Genomic DNA, 14,741 nt, shown 5'->3' on the forward strand with positions numbered 1-14,741 from the left:
ATCTAGGCATGCAGCAGCCCGCCGTGACTGCGCTGCCACTCGCGCGGCGGGCGCAGCGCCGCAAGCGTGCGGACCAACTCGCGATAGGTGGCGGCCAACTGCGCGAACAGACCTGCATCGCTGTAACGCGTGTCGGCCACTTCGAAATACGCGCCGCGGCCCAGCTCGATGAAGTAGTCGACGCTGAGCCGCCGACGCTGTGCAATGCCGGGAAACAGGCCTGCAATCAGCAGGCATTGATCTCCGATGTCGCGTAATGCATCGGCCCGCAGACTGCCGATCTGGTCCTGCGCGTGCAACCAGGCCAGGGCCTGCGTGCGCGAAAACAGCTGCGCATCGCGCTGCAGGCGCAGCAACACGAAGACCAGATAATGCTCGCGCGATTCGTCCAGCGGCTGTGCAATCCGCTGCCCCGCCTCACGTACCAACGCCTGCCACAATTCCGCCGGCGCGCCCTGTTTGAAAGACTCGTGCATACGTCCTCCTGCGTGATGGGACCCTCGCAGGAAGCGTATGCATAACCTGGGCCATCGCGTTGGCAGCCGGGCCTGTCGTCTGCCAGTCGTGCACCGCAGCCGGATCGCGCAATGGGTTGTCCCCCCGAGCAGCGCCTTGCACGGCGCCAGTCAACCGCTACCCGCGACCGAACCCACTGCCGCTGCCGGGCGCGTCATCAGGGACGCAGCACCAGTGTCTTTCGCGCTTCACGATCCACGAGCCACGTGAGCAATGCACCCGGCAGAAGAAACCCCAGCGTTACGAGCAAGCCGTGCAGCATATGTGTCGCCGGCTCGTCCAGCACGGCAATGTGCTTCATCGGAGACAGCCACGGGGAGAGATTGAAGAACACGACCGTCAAGACGACAAGCGGCCAGGTCCAATTCACCCCCCGCTTGCGCGCCGACTGCCAGGCGTAGGCGGCCAGCACCGCAACAAAGATTCCTTCGATCACCCACGAGGCAGTTCCCAGCCGTCCCCACAGTCCCAGGCCAAGGTGGGTCTGGGAATGCGGCAAAAGCGCCAGGTCATTGTTGTGCATCGGCCAGTCGGCGAGGAAGTGAGAGAAGGACGCGATAAACGCCAGGACTGCAACGCGCCTGTCTTTCCAGAAGAAACCGGCCCAGACAACCGACCACACGACCGCCGCCAACAGCGAATGATCCCAGTCGATGAATGTCAGGTCGAAGAACAGATAGGGGCCTGCAGCGAGGTTGGGCGTTACTAGGTCCCAGCCAAGCATGATGAAGATGCCGTCCAGGATGTCGAGGAAGCCGACGCCCAGCAGGAGCGGAAGCGTCGGGGTACTCGGAAAGCGCGCTTTCAAGGCCAGTCCGATCGCAAAGTGACCCACATACATGGCTGGTGCTCCAAGGATTAGGCCTGCATGGTGCCCCCGTTGAACCCGCCAGACTGTAAAATCAGAACAGTTCGACCACGGTCCCGGCCATGCCCGACGATGGCACCCTGAGTCCAGAGATTGCAGAGATTTTTCTCTCCCAGGCGTCGGTTCGAACGTTTGTTGCGGGCCAGCGGATCTTTGATCTGGGCTCTTCCCCTGCCTGCATGTTCGGCATTCTCAGCGGCGCGGTCCGGGTCTCACTGGAGCCGATGCAGCTCAGCGAGAGGCTGTCGCTGGTGCTTGGACCAGGCCAGTGGTTTGGGGAAGTTCCACTACTGGATGCGCGGGCACGGGCGTTCAGCGCGGTGGCCCACGGACGTAGCAAGATCGCCGTCGTCTCGACTGCCGCCTTCAACCGGGTGATCGCATCCAACCCGGCGGCGCTGCTGGCCATCACCCGCCTGGTGTGCTCACGCTATCGGCAGACCCTGGACTGGATTGAAGCCAATCAGGCACGTTCGCTCGAACGCCGGTTGGCGGCCCAGCTTCTCACTGCCCAACCCAGCATCCGCATGCCACAGAGTGCTCTTGCCGACAGGCTGGGCGTCTCCCGTCCTACCGTGAACCGGCTCTTGAAGGCCTGGAAAGCCCAAGGCTTGATCGACGTTGGCTACGGCAAAGTCAATGTGCTGAACATGGACGCCCTGGCAGCGATCCTCGCAGGGGAGCGAGAGCACGACTAGCGCCCCTGGATGCCAAGTCGCGCCTCAATGGTCAGGCCAAGCCCCCTCGCATAACCAGCATGCGCCATCCAGTCTGTGGGTGACACGCCACGAGTCGCGCTGTGGAAATGCGAAAGGGCGGGAGCAATGACGCACCCCGCCCTTCTGCATTTTTCATGTTGGACGAATCGGTACCTGCACGCCCATCACCCGTCAGCGCCAGTTGGACGAATGACTCTCCAGTTACCGATCGTCATCTCCGACCAAGCACGATGCCGGGCTTGTGCCGCTACTCCACCGTCACCGACTTGGCCAGGTTACGCGGCTTGTCCACGTCCGTGCCGCGTGCCAGTGCGGTGTGGTAGGCCAGCAACTGCACCGGGATGGTGTGGATCACCGGCGACAGCACGCCGGCGTGGCGCGGGGTGCGGATCACGTGCACGCCTTCGGACTCGCTGAAGTGGCTGTCCTGGTCAGCGAACACGAACAGCTCGCCGCCACGTGCGCGCACTTCCTGCATGTTGGATTTGACCTTTTCCAGCAGGCGATCGTTCGGCGCAATCACCACCACCGGCATCGCTGCATCCACCAGGGCCAGCGGGCCGTGCTTCAACTCGCCGGCCGGATACGCTTCGGCGTGGATATAGGAAATTTCCTTGAGCTTGAGCGCGCCTTCCAGCGCGATCGGGTAATGCAGGCCGCGGCCGAGAAACAATGCGTTTTCCTTGGCCGAAAAACGCTCGGCCCAGGCCATGATCTGCGGCTCCAGATTCAGCGCGTGCTGCACGCTGCCCGGCAGGAAGCGCAGCTGCTCCAGATACTCCGCTTCTTCCGCCTCGCTGATGCGCCCCTGCAATTTGCCCAACACCATGGTCAGCTGGAACAACACCGCCAGCTGGGTGGTGAACGCCTTGGTCGAGGCCACGCCGATCTCGGCACCGGCACGTGTGTAGCAGACCAGTTCGCTGGCGCGCGGGATCGCGCTTTCGGGCACGTTGCAGATCGACAAGGTGTGCAGATGCCCCAGCGATTTGGCGTATTTCAGCGCCTCCATCGTGTCCAGCGTTTCGCCGGATTGGGAGATGGTGACGATCAGGTGCCTGGGATTGGCGTAGGCGGCGCGGTAGCGGTATTCGCTGGCGATCTCCACGCTGCACGGCAGCCCGGCGATGGCTTCGATCCAGTAGCGCGCGGTCAGACCCGCGTAGTAGCTGGTGCCGCAGGCCAGGATCTGCACGCCTTCGATGTCGCGCAACACCGCTTCGGCATTGGGCCCGAACAATGACGCAGGGAAGCCCTTGGCATCGATCGCCGCCTCGATGGTATCGGCCAACGCGCGCGGCTGCTCGTGGATTTCCTTCTGCATGAAATGGCGGAATGGGCCCAGTTCCAGCGATGCCAGCGACACATCCGACAGGTGCAGCGGGCGCTCGACCGGCGCGTCGTTGCCATCGAAGATGCGCACGCCATCGCGGCGCAGGTCGGCGGTGTCGCCCTCTTCCAGGAAGATCACTTGGCGGGTGGCCTGCACGATGGCCGAGACATCGGAGGCGACGAAGTTCTCGCCCTCGCCCACGCCGATCAGCAGCGGGCAGCCCATGCGCGCGCAGACGAAGCGCTCCGGTTCGGCCTGGCTCATCACCGCCAGCGCGTAGGCACCGGTGAGCTCCTTGACGGTGCGCTGCAGCGCGGTCAACAGGTCGCCTGCGCTGCCCAGATGGTGATGGATCAGGTGCGCGATCACTTCGGTATCGGTCTGCGACTCGAAGGTGTAGCCGAGCGCGCGCAGCTTCTCGCGCTGCTGTTCGTGGTTTTCGATGATGCCGTTGTGCACCAGTGCCACACCGTCACTGATGTGCGGGTGCGCATTGGCCTCGGTGACCCCGCCATGGGTGGCCCAGCGGGTGTGGCCGATGCCCAGCGTCGCCCCGAACTGCTCGGCCTGCGCCGCCTGCGCCATCTCCGCCACGCGCCCGGTGCGGCGCACGCGGCGTACCTGCGCACCGTCGAGCACGGCGATGCCCGAGGAATCGTAGCCGCGGTACTCCAGACGCTTCAGTCCTTCGATCAGGACCGGGACCACGTCGCGCCCGGCGATCGCTCCGACAATGCCGCACATAGGACAACCCTTGAGGACGAAGCCGGGCATTTTAGCGTGTCCGCTATTGTCCGCTGCATGACCATGCCCGGACAGCGTGTCCGCACCAGTGTCCGCGGACACTGCGGACACTGGCCGCAAACATCTAAAAACGAATGCATTCAATGACTTGTAGGTTGGCACACGTCCTGCTTTATCGCAGTGACGCCACTGAGCCAGCCGACCATGATTCGCGATACCTCCGCCCAGGACCAGGTTCTCCGTACACCCGCCCAGAGCGCGCCCTGGCGCCGCTGGCTATGGCCCGGCATCGCGGTGGTCGCCGTGTTGGCCGGCATCGGCTGGGCAGTCACCGCGTGGAGCGCCGGCAGCCGCTCGTTCGATGCCAGCCGGGTGCGGATCGCCACGGTCAGCCAGGGCGACCTGGTGCGCGACATCGCCGCCGACGGGCGCGTCATCGCCGCCAACAGCCCCGTGCTGTATGCCATCTCGGCCGGCACGGTGACGCTGAGCGTGGTGGCCGGCGACGTGGTCAAGCAGGGCCAGGAGCTGGCCCGCATCGACAGCCCGGAGCTGCGCAGCAAGCTGGCGCAGGAGCAGGCCACCCTGGCCGGGCTGGAAGCCGAGTCCAGCCGCGCCGCCCTGGACGCCACCCTGGCCCGCGCCACGGCCAGCAAGCTCACCGACCAGGCCAAGATCGACAAGCAGGCCGCCGCGCGCGACCTGGAGCGCTACCAGCGCGGCTACGATGGCGGCGCGGTGCCGCAGGTGGAACTGGCCAAGGCGCAGGACACCTTGAAGAAGACCGACATCGACCTGCAGCACGCCGAGCGGGATGCGTCGCTGAAGAGCCAGGGTGCAGACCTGGATTCGCGCAACAAGCGCCTGCTCGCCGACCGCCAGCGCGCGGTGGTGGCCGAAGTGCAGCGCCAGGTGGATGCGCTCACGCTGCTGTCGCCGTTCGATGGCCAGGTCGGCCAGGTGCAGGCGGTACAGCACACCCAGGTCGCGGCAAACGCGCCGATCCTGGGCGTGGTGGACCTGTCCAAGTTCGAAGTGGAGATCAAGGTGCCTGAGAGCTTTGCGCGCGATCTGGCAATCGGCATGCCGGCGCAGCTCACCAGCGGCAGCGGCGAGCCGTTCCCCGGCGCGATCTCGGCGGTGTCGCCGGAAGTGGTCAATGGCGAAGTCACTGCGCGCATCCGATTCGCCGACAAGCAGCCGCCGGGCCTGCGCCAGAGCCAGCGCATGAGCGCACGCGTGGTGATGGACACGCGCCGCAACGTGCTCAAGGTCGAGCGCGGCCCGTTCGTCGAACAGTCCGGCGGCAGCTACGCCTATGTGATGGATGGCAACACCGCGGTGCGCCGGCCGGTGCGCATGGGTGTCAGCAGCCTGGGCGAGGTGCAGGTGCTGTCCGGGCTGCAGGTCGGCGACCGCGTGGTGGTCTCCGGCGCAGACAACTTCGGGGATGCACCGCGCGTCACCGTTCACTAAAGGCGGCCAGCACACCTGCTGCGCAGCCATCAGGCTGCTCGCCACGGTATGTCAGCCACTCTCAATCTCTTTCGCACACACCTTATTCGTAAAGGAATCGGCAATGCTCAAGATGCAATCGGTCTCCAAGGTCTTCCGCACCGAACAGGTGGAAACGCACGCGCTGCGCTCGCTGGACCTGCATGTGCGCGAAGGCGAATTCGTCGCGGTCACCGGCCCCTCCGGCTCGGGCAAGACCACCTTCCTCAACCTGGCCGGGCTGCTGGAGACCTTCACCAGCGGGCAGTATCTGCTCGATGGCGAAGACGTCAGCCATCTGTCCGATGACGCGCGTTCGCGCCTGCGCAACCGCAAGATCGGATTCATCTTCCAGGGCTTCAACCTGATTCCCGATCTCAACCTGTTCGACAACGTCGATGTGCCGCTGCGCTATCGCGGCATGGCCGCGGCCGAGCGCAAGCAGCGCATCGAAGAAGCTTTGACCAAGGTCGGCCTGGGCTCGCGCTTGAAGCACTACCCCACCGAGCTGTCCGGTGGCCAGCAGCAGCGCGCCGCCATCGCGCGTGCGCTGGCCGGCAGCCCGCGCCTGTTGCTGGCCGACGAACCCACCGGCAACCTCGACTCGCAGATGGCACGCGGGGTGATGGAACTGCTGGAAGAGATCAACAGCCAGGGCACCACCATCGTCATGGTCACCCACGACCCGGAACTGGCCGCACGCGCGCAGCGCAACGTGCATATCGTCGACGGCCAGGCCACCGATCTGGAACGTAACCCCGCCCTGATGCGCGCGCGCGACAGCGCCGCCACCCTGGCCGAGTAAGAGGCACATCCCATGTTCGGCTACTACTTCAATCTTGCCTTACGCAGCTTCCGCCGCAACAAGGTGCTCACCGCGCTGATGGTGCTGGCCATCGCACTCGGCATCGGCGCCAGCATGACCACACTGACGGTGTTCTACATCCTGTCTGGCGATCCGTTGCCGGGGAAAAGCGGCACGCTGTTTCATCCGCAGCTCGATGCGCGTTCGTTGGGCTATCAAGACGACGATGCACTGGATCAGTTGACCCGCTTCGATGCCGAGGCGCTGCTACGGGAAAAGCGTGGGGACCGTCAGGTCATGATGACCGCAGGCACCGTTCCGCTGGAACCGGACAACACCACGTTGCGGCCAATGATGCTGGACGCGCGTTACACGTCCGTTGATTTCTTCCCCATGTTCAATGTGCCCTTCCTTTATGGCGGCCCCTGGACGGCCAGCGATGACGGCAGCCGTGCACGGGTGGTGGTGATCTCCGAAGCACTGAACAAGAAGCTCTTCCATGGTGAGGACAGCGTCGGCCGTACGGTGAACGTCAATCGCAACATCATGCGGGTTGTGGGTGTTGTTCGCGAATGGCGGTTGACCCCAGCGTTCTACAACCTGGGTGGCCAGGCCTACGACAAGTCCGAGCAGGTCTTCCTGCCGTTCAGTACCGCAATGGAACTGAAACTCTCAAACAGTGGACAGCGTTCGTGCTGGGGCGAAAGCAGTTCGCCGGAAGATATCAACGCTGCCTGTTCCTGGGTCCAGTACTGGGTGCAACTGGATACGCCACAGAAGGTCACTGCATACCGTCAGTACCTGGAGAACTATTCGGATCAACAGCGACGGGCCGGGCGCTTCGAGCAGCCCACGAACGTCCAGCTGCGCAGCGTGATGGAGTGGCTGGACTTCAAGAAGGTCGTTCCCAGCGATGTGCGCCTGCAGACCTGGCTGGCATTCGGGTTCCTGCTGGTGTGTCTGGTCAATACCGTCGGCCTGTTGCTGGCCAAATTCATGCGCCGCAGTGGAGAGATCGGCGTGCGCCGGGCACTGGGGGCAACCAAGCGCAGCATCTTCGCGCAGTCCCTGGTCGAGGCAGGAACCATCGGTCTGGTCGGCGGCATCCTGGGGCTCGGTCTTGCCGCGTTGGGGCTGTGGGGGGTGCGTCAACAACCCGCTCAATATGCCGACCTGGCAAGGCTGGATCCGGCAATGTTGCTGGCCACGTTTGCCCTCGCGCTGGTGGCCAGCATCGTGGCCGGGCTGCTCCCCGCATGGCGCGCATGCACCGTGCCACCGGCCATTCAACTCAAAGCGCAGTGAGCTGACCTCCGAACCGCGCGCCCTTTCGCAGCGTTTCGCCAGCCCTTCTCAAGGAATTGCCCATGGAAATCCGCCCCATTCTGTCCACCCTGCGACGCCACAAAACGGCGGCTGCCCTGATCGTGCTCGAGGTAGCACTCAGTTGCGCCATCATCTCCAATGCCTTGTTCCTGATCGGCGATCGCCTGGAGCGCACACAACGCCCCAGCGGTCTGGCAGAGAACGAACTGGTGACGCTCAGCATCAGCGGTATCGGGCGCGATGAAGACGCACGCGCACTCACTGAGACAGACCTGGCTGCACTGCGCAGCATTCCCGGCGTCAAATATGCCTCCAGCGTCAGCCAGATTCCTTATGGCGACAACATGTGGGTCAGTGGCCTGAAACTGACGGCCGACCAGAAAAACTCCACGATCAACGTCAACGACTACACCGGGGACAGCCAGACCCTGGATACGATGGGCCTGACGCTGGTACAGGGGCGCCGTTTCACGGAAGGCGAATTCACCTGGTCCGATGACAAAACGGCCAACGTCCCAAGTGCCATCCTGACCAGAAGCGCGGCAGACAAGCTCTTTCCCGGCCAGTCAGCCCTGGGGAAATCGATCTATCGCGGCGACACGCCCATGAAGATCGTCGGCATCGTGGAGCATCTGGCGCGCGTCAACGACTATGGCGGCGCAGCTGTTTACGACGATTCGATGCTGACCCCGATCAAGATGACCTACAAGGACGGCGGCCGCTATCTGCTACGCACCGATCCGGCGCGTCGTGACGAGGTGCTGCGTCAGGCAGTGGCAGCGCTGGAAAAGAACAGCGCAAGCCGCATCATCGAGAAACCGAAGGTGTTCGAGCAGATGCGGCGCAATTTCTATCGACAGGATCGCTCCATGGCCTGGCTGCTGATCACCATGAGCATCGCGCTACTGATCGTCACCGCGCTGGGCATCGTCGGCCTGGCCAGCTTCTGGGTGCAGCAACGCACCAAGCAGATTGGCATCCGCCGTGCACTGGGTGCCACACGCGGCCAGATCCTGCGCTACTTCCAGATCGAGAATTTTCTGCTGGCCTCGGTCGGCATCGTGCTCGGCATGTTGCTGGCGTACTCGATCAATGTCTGGCTGATGGCCCGCTACGAGTTGCCGCGCCTGCCGGTGCTGTATCTGCCGATCGGCGCACTGTTGCTCTGGGCGCTGGGCCAGATCGCCGTGTACTGGCCCGCACGGCGTGCCGCGATGGTGCCGCCGGCGGTGGCCACACGCAGCGCGTGATGCGCACGCTGCGCGTCAGCGGTCGCTGTCGACCCACTGACGCGCAGCACACAGCACACAGTGATGTTGCTTAGATCCTGCGCGATGGCAGCATCGCCACAAGCGACTTGGCCGTCGGCCGCCTGGGCAATGCCGATTTTGTCACCACCGCCCTGTCTACCAAGGCGCCTGTGTCGCAGGCGCCTGCCCGTCTTGATATCCGGTATTGCGCCGGAACCTGCACTTGAGCTCGGCATCGACGCATGCCCGCTGCCAACCTCGTCGCACCGATCAGACCATCACTGGATTGCCGGGATCAGCTCCGTCCGGCAAAGGCCAGTCAGGCACCTGCCCTCCCTATTGCTCGCACGGTTCCGCCACGCGCCGAATCCTGTTCTGATAGCCCTTCCCTCCCGCGCCTTTCACCGAGCACCGCGATGCCGCAGATCCTGATCATCGACGACAACACCGCTGTGGCCACTGCGTTGGAGGTGCTGTTCTCGCTGCACGATATCGAGGCGCGGCATGCGCACTCGCCGCAGGCAGGGTTGGCGCTGCTGGACGAGCAGGGATTCGATCTGGTGATCCAGGACATGAACTTCACCGCCGACACCACCTCCGGCGAGGAAGGCGAAGCCTTGTTCACCCAGATCCGTCGGCGCCACCCGGACCTGCCGGTGATCCTGCTCACCGCCTGGACCCACCTGGGCAGCGCGGTGGGCCTGGTCAAGGCCGGTGCGGCCGACTACATCGCCAAGCCCTGGGACGACACCAAGCTGCTGACCACGGTCAACAATCTGCTGGAGCTGTCCGAAGCGCGCCGCGAGCTGGAACGTCGGCGCGAGCGCGAGCGGCGCGGTCGCGAGCAGCTGACCCAACGTTACGACCTGCGCGGCGCGGTGTTCGCCGACCCCGCCAGCGAACGCGCGATCGCGCTCGCCTGCCAGGTCGCACGCTCGGATCTGCCGGTGCTGATCACCGGCCCCAACGGCAGCGGCAAGGAGAAGATCGCCGAGATCATCCAGGCCAACTCACCGGCCAAACACGGCCCGTTCATTGCGCTCAATTGCGGCGCATTGCCGGGCGAATTGATCGAAGCCGAGCTGTTCGGCGCCGAAGCCGGCGCGTATACCGGCGCCAACAAAGCGCGCGAAGGCAAGTTCGAAGCCGCCGATGGCGGCACGCTGTTTCTGGACGAAATCGGCAACCTGCCGCTGGCCGGGCAGATGAAGTTGCTGCGCGTGCTGGAAACCGGCCGCTACGAGCGCCTGGGCTCCAACCGCGAACGCCACGCCAAGGTGCGGGTGATCAGCGCCACCAATGCCGACCTGCAGTCCATGATCCGCGATGGCAGCTTCCGCGAAGACCTGTACTACCGCCTCAACACGGTGGAAATCGCGCTGCCCGCCCTGGCCGAACGCCCCGGCGATATCGGGCCGTTGGCCGAGCACTTCCTGGCCGGCGAAAAACCCTTGTCCACGCAGGCCCGCGATGCCCTGCAGCGGCACGCCTGGCCCGGCAACGTGCGCGAGCTGCGCAATGTGCTGCAACGCGCGTCGCTGCTTGCGCAGGGCGTGCGCATCGAAGCCGGCGATCTGAACCTGCCGCGCGCAGCCGCATCGCGCCCGGCCCCGCCGGCAACCGGCGAGCCTGATCGCGCCCGTATCGAACAGGCACTGGCGCGCGCGCAGGGCGTCATCGCCCAGGCCGCCGCCGAGCTGGGGCTGAGCCGGCAGGCGCTGTACCGGCGCATGGACCGCTACGGCATCACTTCGGAATGATTCCCGACATGTGGCAACGTTCCTTCACGTTCTCGCTGTTCTTGCGGCTGTTGCCGGTGCTGGCGCTGGCCGCCGCGCTGCCCTGGTTCATGGCGTACTGGATGGACCGTGGCTGGCAAGTGGCTGCGGTGTCGGTGGTGGTGCTGCTGTCGGTCATGTGGTTCAGCCTCAGCCGCGCCACTGCGCCGATGCGCTCGCTGTTTCGTGCCCTGGCCGGCACCACCAGCAGCTACCGCGATGGCGAATACAACTTCGGCGTGTACTGGCGCGGCAACGACGAACTGGCGCAGCTGGTGCAGGCGCATGCGGAACTGGGTGAGGTGCTGCGCGCGCAACGGCGCAACCTGGTGCAGCGCGAACTGATGCTCGACACCATGCTGCAGAACACGCCGGTGGCGATGCTGCTGGTGGTGGCCGGTGGCGATGGCGTGCGCCGCATCGGCTTTTCCAACAACGCCGCACGCAAGCTGCTACACGATGGCCGCAAGCTCGAAGGCCAGCACCTGGACGACGTGCTGGCGCGCATGCCCGGCGAACTGCGCGATGCGCTGGCCCGCGGCGGCGATTGCCTGTTTGCGGTCCGCGAGGACGGCGATGACGAAGACGACGAGCAGATCTATCACCTGTCACGCCGCAGTTTCCATCTCAACGGACGCGGTCACGAGCTGCTGCTGATCCGCACCCTGACTACCGAACTGCGGCGCCAGGAAGTGCAGACCTGGAAGAAGGTCATCCGTGTGATCAGCCATGAATTGAACAACTCGCTCGCGCCGATCGCCTCGCTGGCGCATTCGGGCGCCGAGTTGCTGCGCCGCGAACGCACCGACCGGCTCGGCACGGTGTTCGAGACCATCGAAGAACGCGCACGTCATCTGGAAGGCTTCATCCGCGGCTACGCCCGCTTTGCCAAGTTGCCGCAGCCACAGTTGCAGACCATCGAATGGGCCCCGTTCCTGGAGCGTTTGCGGCAGCAGATTCCGTTCCAGCTGCAGGGCGCACTGAGCGACGTCTCCAGCCGCATCGATGCCGCGCAGATCGAGCAGGCGCTGCTCAACCTGCTCAAGAACGCGCACGAAGCCTGCAGCGAAGCGCAGCCGCCCAACAGCGATGTCGCCGTGCGCGTCACGCGCGTGCCGCAATGGCTGCGGATCGAAGTGCTGGACCGCGGCAACGGCATGAACGAGGCCGTGCTGCATAACGCACTGATGCCGTTCTACTCGACCAAGCGCAATGGCACCGGGCTCGGGCTTGCGCTCACCCGCGAGATCGCCGAAGCGCACGGCGGGCGCATCTCGCTGCATAACCGCGAACACGGCGGGTTGTGCGTCACCTTGCTGCTGCCGGCGGCGGCGGCCGGCTAGTTGCTGCGCACCGTTCCGCGTTCTTCAATCCGCGCTTGTTTCAACGCACCGCAGGCATCGTCGGCACCACTGGTGCGGGTGGCGGCGATATCGCCGTAATAGCCAGCCCCAACGGTGTTGTTGACGAACTGCCCGCCTTGCGACGGACACTCGCCATCGGGCTTGATCCAGTCCGAAAACGCCGCGTACTTGCCGGCCCGGACGAAACGGTTGGCCGCCACGTAGGTGTTGTCGGAGGCATCGCGGGTACGCACGGCATCGCCGTTGACGTCGGTGAAGGTATTGCCTTCGATACGGTTGCCGGACGAGTGGCGCGCCAGGTAGATCGCGTGCACGAAACCCGAAGTCCGGGTGTCGTTTTCGATCGACACGAAGCGATTGTGTTCGATGCGGTTGTCGCGCGAGTTCTGCAGGCGGATCGCCGCGAACGAATAGGCGGCCTCACTGCTGCTGCCGTGGACCCCGCCGATCCGCTCGAAGGTCATGTTGCGGATGATGTTGCCGCTGTTGCCGTCCGCGCTGCGCTTGCTGCTGCCCAGGTCCATCGCCATCCAGTAATTGCTGACCTTCAACCCGGTGAAGGTCAGCCGGGTGGCAGCATCGCCGCCGCCCTTCAGCGTGAACCAGGTCGCGCCACCGCGCCCGTCGAACCACGGTGGCGCGGCTGCGTCGGACGCGGCGATAAAGCGAATGGGCGCCCCGTTGGTGAATGTCCATTGCACCGACTGCCGCAGATACGTGCCGGCGGCGATCACCACGTCCACCGCGCCGCTGGGCCGCTGCTCCAGCAGCCGCTGCTGGGCGGCCGCCAGACTCCGCAACGCGGTCGTTGCGCTGGTGCCTGCCGCCGCATCGTTGCCGTCCGGTGCCAGATACAGCCGGTACGTCTGCGCATAGGCCGCAGCTGGCAGCACTGCCGCCAATAGCAGCAGCCATGTCACCAGCAACGCGCAACGTGGCGTTCGCATCGTCTACCTCCTGAGCCATCGTGACGGGCATAGCCTATGCATGGCATCGCTTTACAGCAGCTGTGCGCGCTGCAGCGACGTGCAGCCAGGCCGCACGCCTGCAGGCACGCTACTTCTTGGTCGGGCGTTCCCAGCCCTCGACCACGGTCTGACGCGCACGCGTGACGCTGAGCTGGCCGGCAGGCGCATCGCGGGTGATCACCGAGCCCGCGCCGATGGTGGCCATGGCACCGATCTCGATCGGTGCCACCAGTGCGCTGTTGGAACCGACAAAGGCGCCATCGCCGATGCTGGTCTGCGACTTGTTCACCCCATCGTAGTTGCAGGTGATGGTGCCGGCGCCGATGTTGACCTTGCTGCCGATCACCGCATCGCCCAGATAGGTCAGATGATTGGCCTTGCTGCCCACACCCATCGTGACCTTCTTGGTCTCGACGAAGTTGCCGATATGCACGCCATCGGCCAGCACGGTGCCGGGACGCAGCCGCGCGAATGGACCGATCTGCACCGCCCCCTCGGTCACCACGCCTTCCAGATCGCAATGTGCGCGCACCTGCGTGCCGGCGCCGAGCGTCACATCGCGCAGGCGCACGAACGGACCGACCACCACGCCATCGCCCAGCGTCACATCGCCTTCCAGGATCACGTCGATATCCAGCTGCACATCGCTGCCCACGGTTACCGTGCCGCGCTGCTCCACGCGCGCCGGGTCGGCCATGCGCACGCCCTGCAGGCAGAGCGCACGGGCGGCACGCAGCTGCCAGGCGCGTTCCAGCTGCGCCAGTTGCCAGGGGTCGTTGGCGCCTTCCACATCCTGCGCATCGGCCACATGCACCATATCGGCCGGGGTGAAATCGGCGGCGGCGCTGGCAAACACGTCGGTGAGATAGAACTCTCCCTGCGCATTCTCGTTGGACAGGCCGGCCAGCCAGCGGCGCAGCGCCGTGGACTCGGCAGTGAGGATGCCGGTGTTGATGGTGCGGATGCGGCGCTGCTCGTCGTTGGCATCCTTCTGCTCGACGATCGCGGCCACCTTGCCCTCGGCATCGCGCAGGATGCGGCCGTAGCCGGTGGGATTGGGTACATCGGCCACCAGCACCGCCATGCGCCCGGGTGCGTGCAACAGCTGCAGCAGGTCCTGCGGCTGGATCAGCGGCACATCGCCGTACAGCACCAGCACCGTGGCCGCATCCGGAATCGCATCCATCGCCTGCTGCACTGCATGCCCGGTGCCCAGTTGCTGACGTTGCTCGGCCCAGTGCAGATCGCCCTGCGCGGCAAACGCCGCCTGCACCTGCTCGCCGCCGTGCCCGTGCACCACATGGATCGCTGCCGGCTGCAGCTGCCGCGCCGTGGCGATCACATGTGCCAGCATCGGCTGGCCCGCCAGCGGCTGCAGCACCTTGGGCAGGGACGAGCGCATGCGCTTGCCCTCGCCCGCGGCCAGGATCACGACGTGCAGGGGCAGAGTCATCGAAGCGTTCCAGAACATGGGAGAGCCAAATTCTAGTCGCTGTCCCGGCAGTGCGTCGTGTCCTGCCTGCAGCACGCGCGACGATGACACTTTTCAAGCGCCGCTGCCGTTAGCATGAGCGCC

Annotated in this window: 12 protein-coding genes; 7 read left to right on the forward strand and 5 right to left on the reverse strand. The window is 65.1% G+C overall.

The features are described 5' to 3' along the window. Positions 1-2 precede the first annotated feature (2 nt). Both KHN93_RS17850 and KHN93_RS17855 read right to left on the reverse strand, forming a co-directional pair. A complete protein-coding gene (locus tag KHN93_RS17850) occupies positions 3-476 on the reverse strand; it encodes a hypothetical protein (RefSeq protein WP_039518789.1) in 474 nt (157 codons plus the stop codon). A gap of 197 nt (positions 477-673) precedes the next feature. Continuing rightward, a complete protein-coding gene (locus KHN93_RS17855) occupies positions 674-1,357 on the reverse strand; it encodes a hypothetical protein (RefSeq protein ID WP_211920948.1) in 684 nt (227 codons plus the stop codon). An 89-nt stretch (positions 1,358-1,446) separates the two neighbouring features. Here KHN93_RS17855 and KHN93_RS17860 point away from each other — a divergent pair, with 89 nt between their 5' ends. Then, positions 1,447-2,082: a Crp/Fnr family transcriptional regulator gene (locus KHN93_RS17860; protein WP_211920950.1), complete on the forward strand. Its 636-nt coding sequence runs from the start codon at positions 1,447-1,449 to the stop codon at positions 2,080-2,082. A gap of 268 nt (positions 2,083-2,350) precedes the next feature. Here the strand turns inward: KHN93_RS17860 and glmS are convergent, their stop codons facing one another. After that, positions 2,351-4,180 (reverse strand): glutamine--fructose-6-phosphate transaminase (isomerizing), encoded by a 1,830-nt coding sequence (glmS, locus tag KHN93_RS17865; protein WP_184438225.1) that lies wholly within the window; start codon positions 4,178-4,180, stop codon positions 2,351-2,353. A 204-nt stretch (positions 4,181-4,384) separates the two neighbouring features. On the opposite strand from glmS, the gene KHN93_RS17870 reads away from it, so the two are divergent. The 6 genes from KHN93_RS17870 to KHN93_RS17895 all read left to right on the forward strand — a co-directional run bounded on the left by KHN93_RS17870 (position 4,385) and on the right by KHN93_RS17895 (position 12,176). Continuing rightward, on the forward strand, positions 4,385-5,656 hold the full coding sequence (locus KHN93_RS17870; protein ID WP_026064021.1) for an efflux RND transporter periplasmic adaptor subunit: 1,272 nt from the start codon (positions 4,385-4,387) through the stop codon (positions 5,654-5,656). Between the two features lie 103 nt (positions 5,657-5,759). After that, on the forward strand, positions 5,760-6,479 hold the full coding sequence (locus KHN93_RS17875) for an ABC transporter ATP-binding protein (protein WP_047127363.1): 720 nt from the start codon (positions 5,760-5,762) through the stop codon (positions 6,477-6,479). Between the two features lie 12 nt (positions 6,480-6,491). Beyond that, positions 6,492-7,784 (forward strand): ABC transporter permease, encoded by a 1,293-nt coding sequence (locus KHN93_RS17880; protein ID WP_167763658.1) that lies wholly within the window; start codon positions 6,492-6,494, stop codon positions 7,782-7,784. 62 nt (positions 7,785-7,846) lie between these two features. Then, complete coding sequence (locus KHN93_RS17885) at positions 7,847-9,055, forward strand: ABC transporter permease (protein WP_047129375.1); 1,209 nt, start codon at positions 7,847-7,849, stop codon at positions 9,053-9,055. A 416-nt stretch (positions 9,056-9,471) separates the two neighbouring features. Then, positions 9,472-10,815: a sigma-54-dependent transcriptional regulator gene (locus KHN93_RS17890; RefSeq protein ID WP_211920952.1), complete on the forward strand. Its 1,344-nt coding sequence runs from the start codon at positions 9,472-9,474 to the stop codon at positions 10,813-10,815. An 8-nt stretch (positions 10,816-10,823) separates the two neighbouring features. Further along, positions 10,824-12,176, forward strand: coding sequence for a sensor histidine kinase (locus tag KHN93_RS17895; RefSeq protein ID WP_211920954.1), 1,353 nt, complete (start codon positions 10,824-10,826; stop codon positions 12,174-12,176). On the opposite strand, the gene KHN93_RS17900 is transcribed toward KHN93_RS17895, so the two are convergent. Together KHN93_RS17900 and glmU are read right to left on the reverse strand one after the other, a co-directional pair. Then, positions 12,173-13,144, reverse strand: a complete 972-nt coding sequence (locus KHN93_RS17900; protein ID WP_211920955.1) for a right-handed parallel beta-helix repeat-containing protein — start codon at positions 13,142-13,144, stop codon at positions 12,173-12,175. The genes KHN93_RS17895 and KHN93_RS17900 overlap by 4 nt on opposite strands. A gap of 109 nt (positions 13,145-13,253) precedes the next feature. Next, complete coding sequence (gene glmU / locus KHN93_RS17905; RefSeq protein WP_053045902.1) at positions 13,254-14,618, reverse strand: bifunctional UDP-N-acetylglucosamine diphosphorylase/glucosamine-1-phosphate N-acetyltransferase GlmU; 1,365 nt, start codon at positions 14,616-14,618, stop codon at positions 13,254-13,256. Between the last annotated feature and the right edge of the window lie 123 nt (positions 14,619-14,741).

It is taken from the genome of Xanthomonas arboricola pv. juglandis, assembly GCF_905367715.1.
Lineage (GTDB): Bacteria > Pseudomonadota > Gammaproteobacteria > Xanthomonadales > Xanthomonadaceae > Xanthomonas > Xanthomonas arboricola.

Coding starts and splice junctions, on each gene's coding strand:
- KHN93_RS17850 (WP_039518789.1), bottom strand. CDS start 476: ATGCACGAGTCTTTCAAACAGGGCGCGCCGGCGGAATTGTGGCAGGCG.
- glmS (WP_184438225.1), bottom strand. CDS start 4,180: ATGTGCGGCATTGTCGGAGCGATCGCCGGGCGCGACGTGGTCCCGGTC.
- KHN93_RS17895 (WP_211920954.1), top strand. CDS start 10,824: ATGTGGCAACGTTCCTTCACGTTCTCGCTGTTCTTGCGGCTGTTGCCG.
- KHN93_RS17870 (WP_026064021.1), top strand. CDS start 4,385: ATGATTCGCGATACCTCCGCCCAGGACCAGGTTCTCCGTACACCCGCC.
- glmU (WP_053045902.1), bottom strand. CDS start 14,618: ATGACTCTGCCCCTGCACGTCGTGATCCTGGCCGCGGGCGAGGGCAAG.
- KHN93_RS17880 (WP_167763658.1), top strand. CDS start 6,492: ATGTTCGGCTACTACTTCAATCTTGCCTTACGCAGCTTCCGCCGCAAC.
- KHN93_RS17885 (WP_047129375.1), top strand. CDS start 7,847: ATGGAAATCCGCCCCATTCTGTCCACCCTGCGACGCCACAAAACGGCG.
- KHN93_RS17875 (WP_047127363.1), top strand. CDS start 5,760: ATGCTCAAGATGCAATCGGTCTCCAAGGTCTTCCGCACCGAACAGGTG.
- KHN93_RS17855 (WP_211920948.1), bottom strand. CDS start 1,357: ATGTATGTGGGTCACTTTGCGATCGGACTGGCCTTGAAAGCGCGCTTT.
- KHN93_RS17890 (WP_211920952.1), top strand. CDS start 9,472: ATGCCGCAGATCCTGATCATCGACGACAACACCGCTGTGGCCACTGCG.
- KHN93_RS17860 (WP_211920950.1), top strand. CDS start 1,447: ATGCCCGACGATGGCACCCTGAGTCCAGAGATTGCAGAGATTTTTCTC.
- KHN93_RS17900 (WP_211920955.1), bottom strand. CDS start 13,144: ATGCGAACGCCACGTTGCGCGTTGCTGGTGACATGGCTGCTGCTATTG.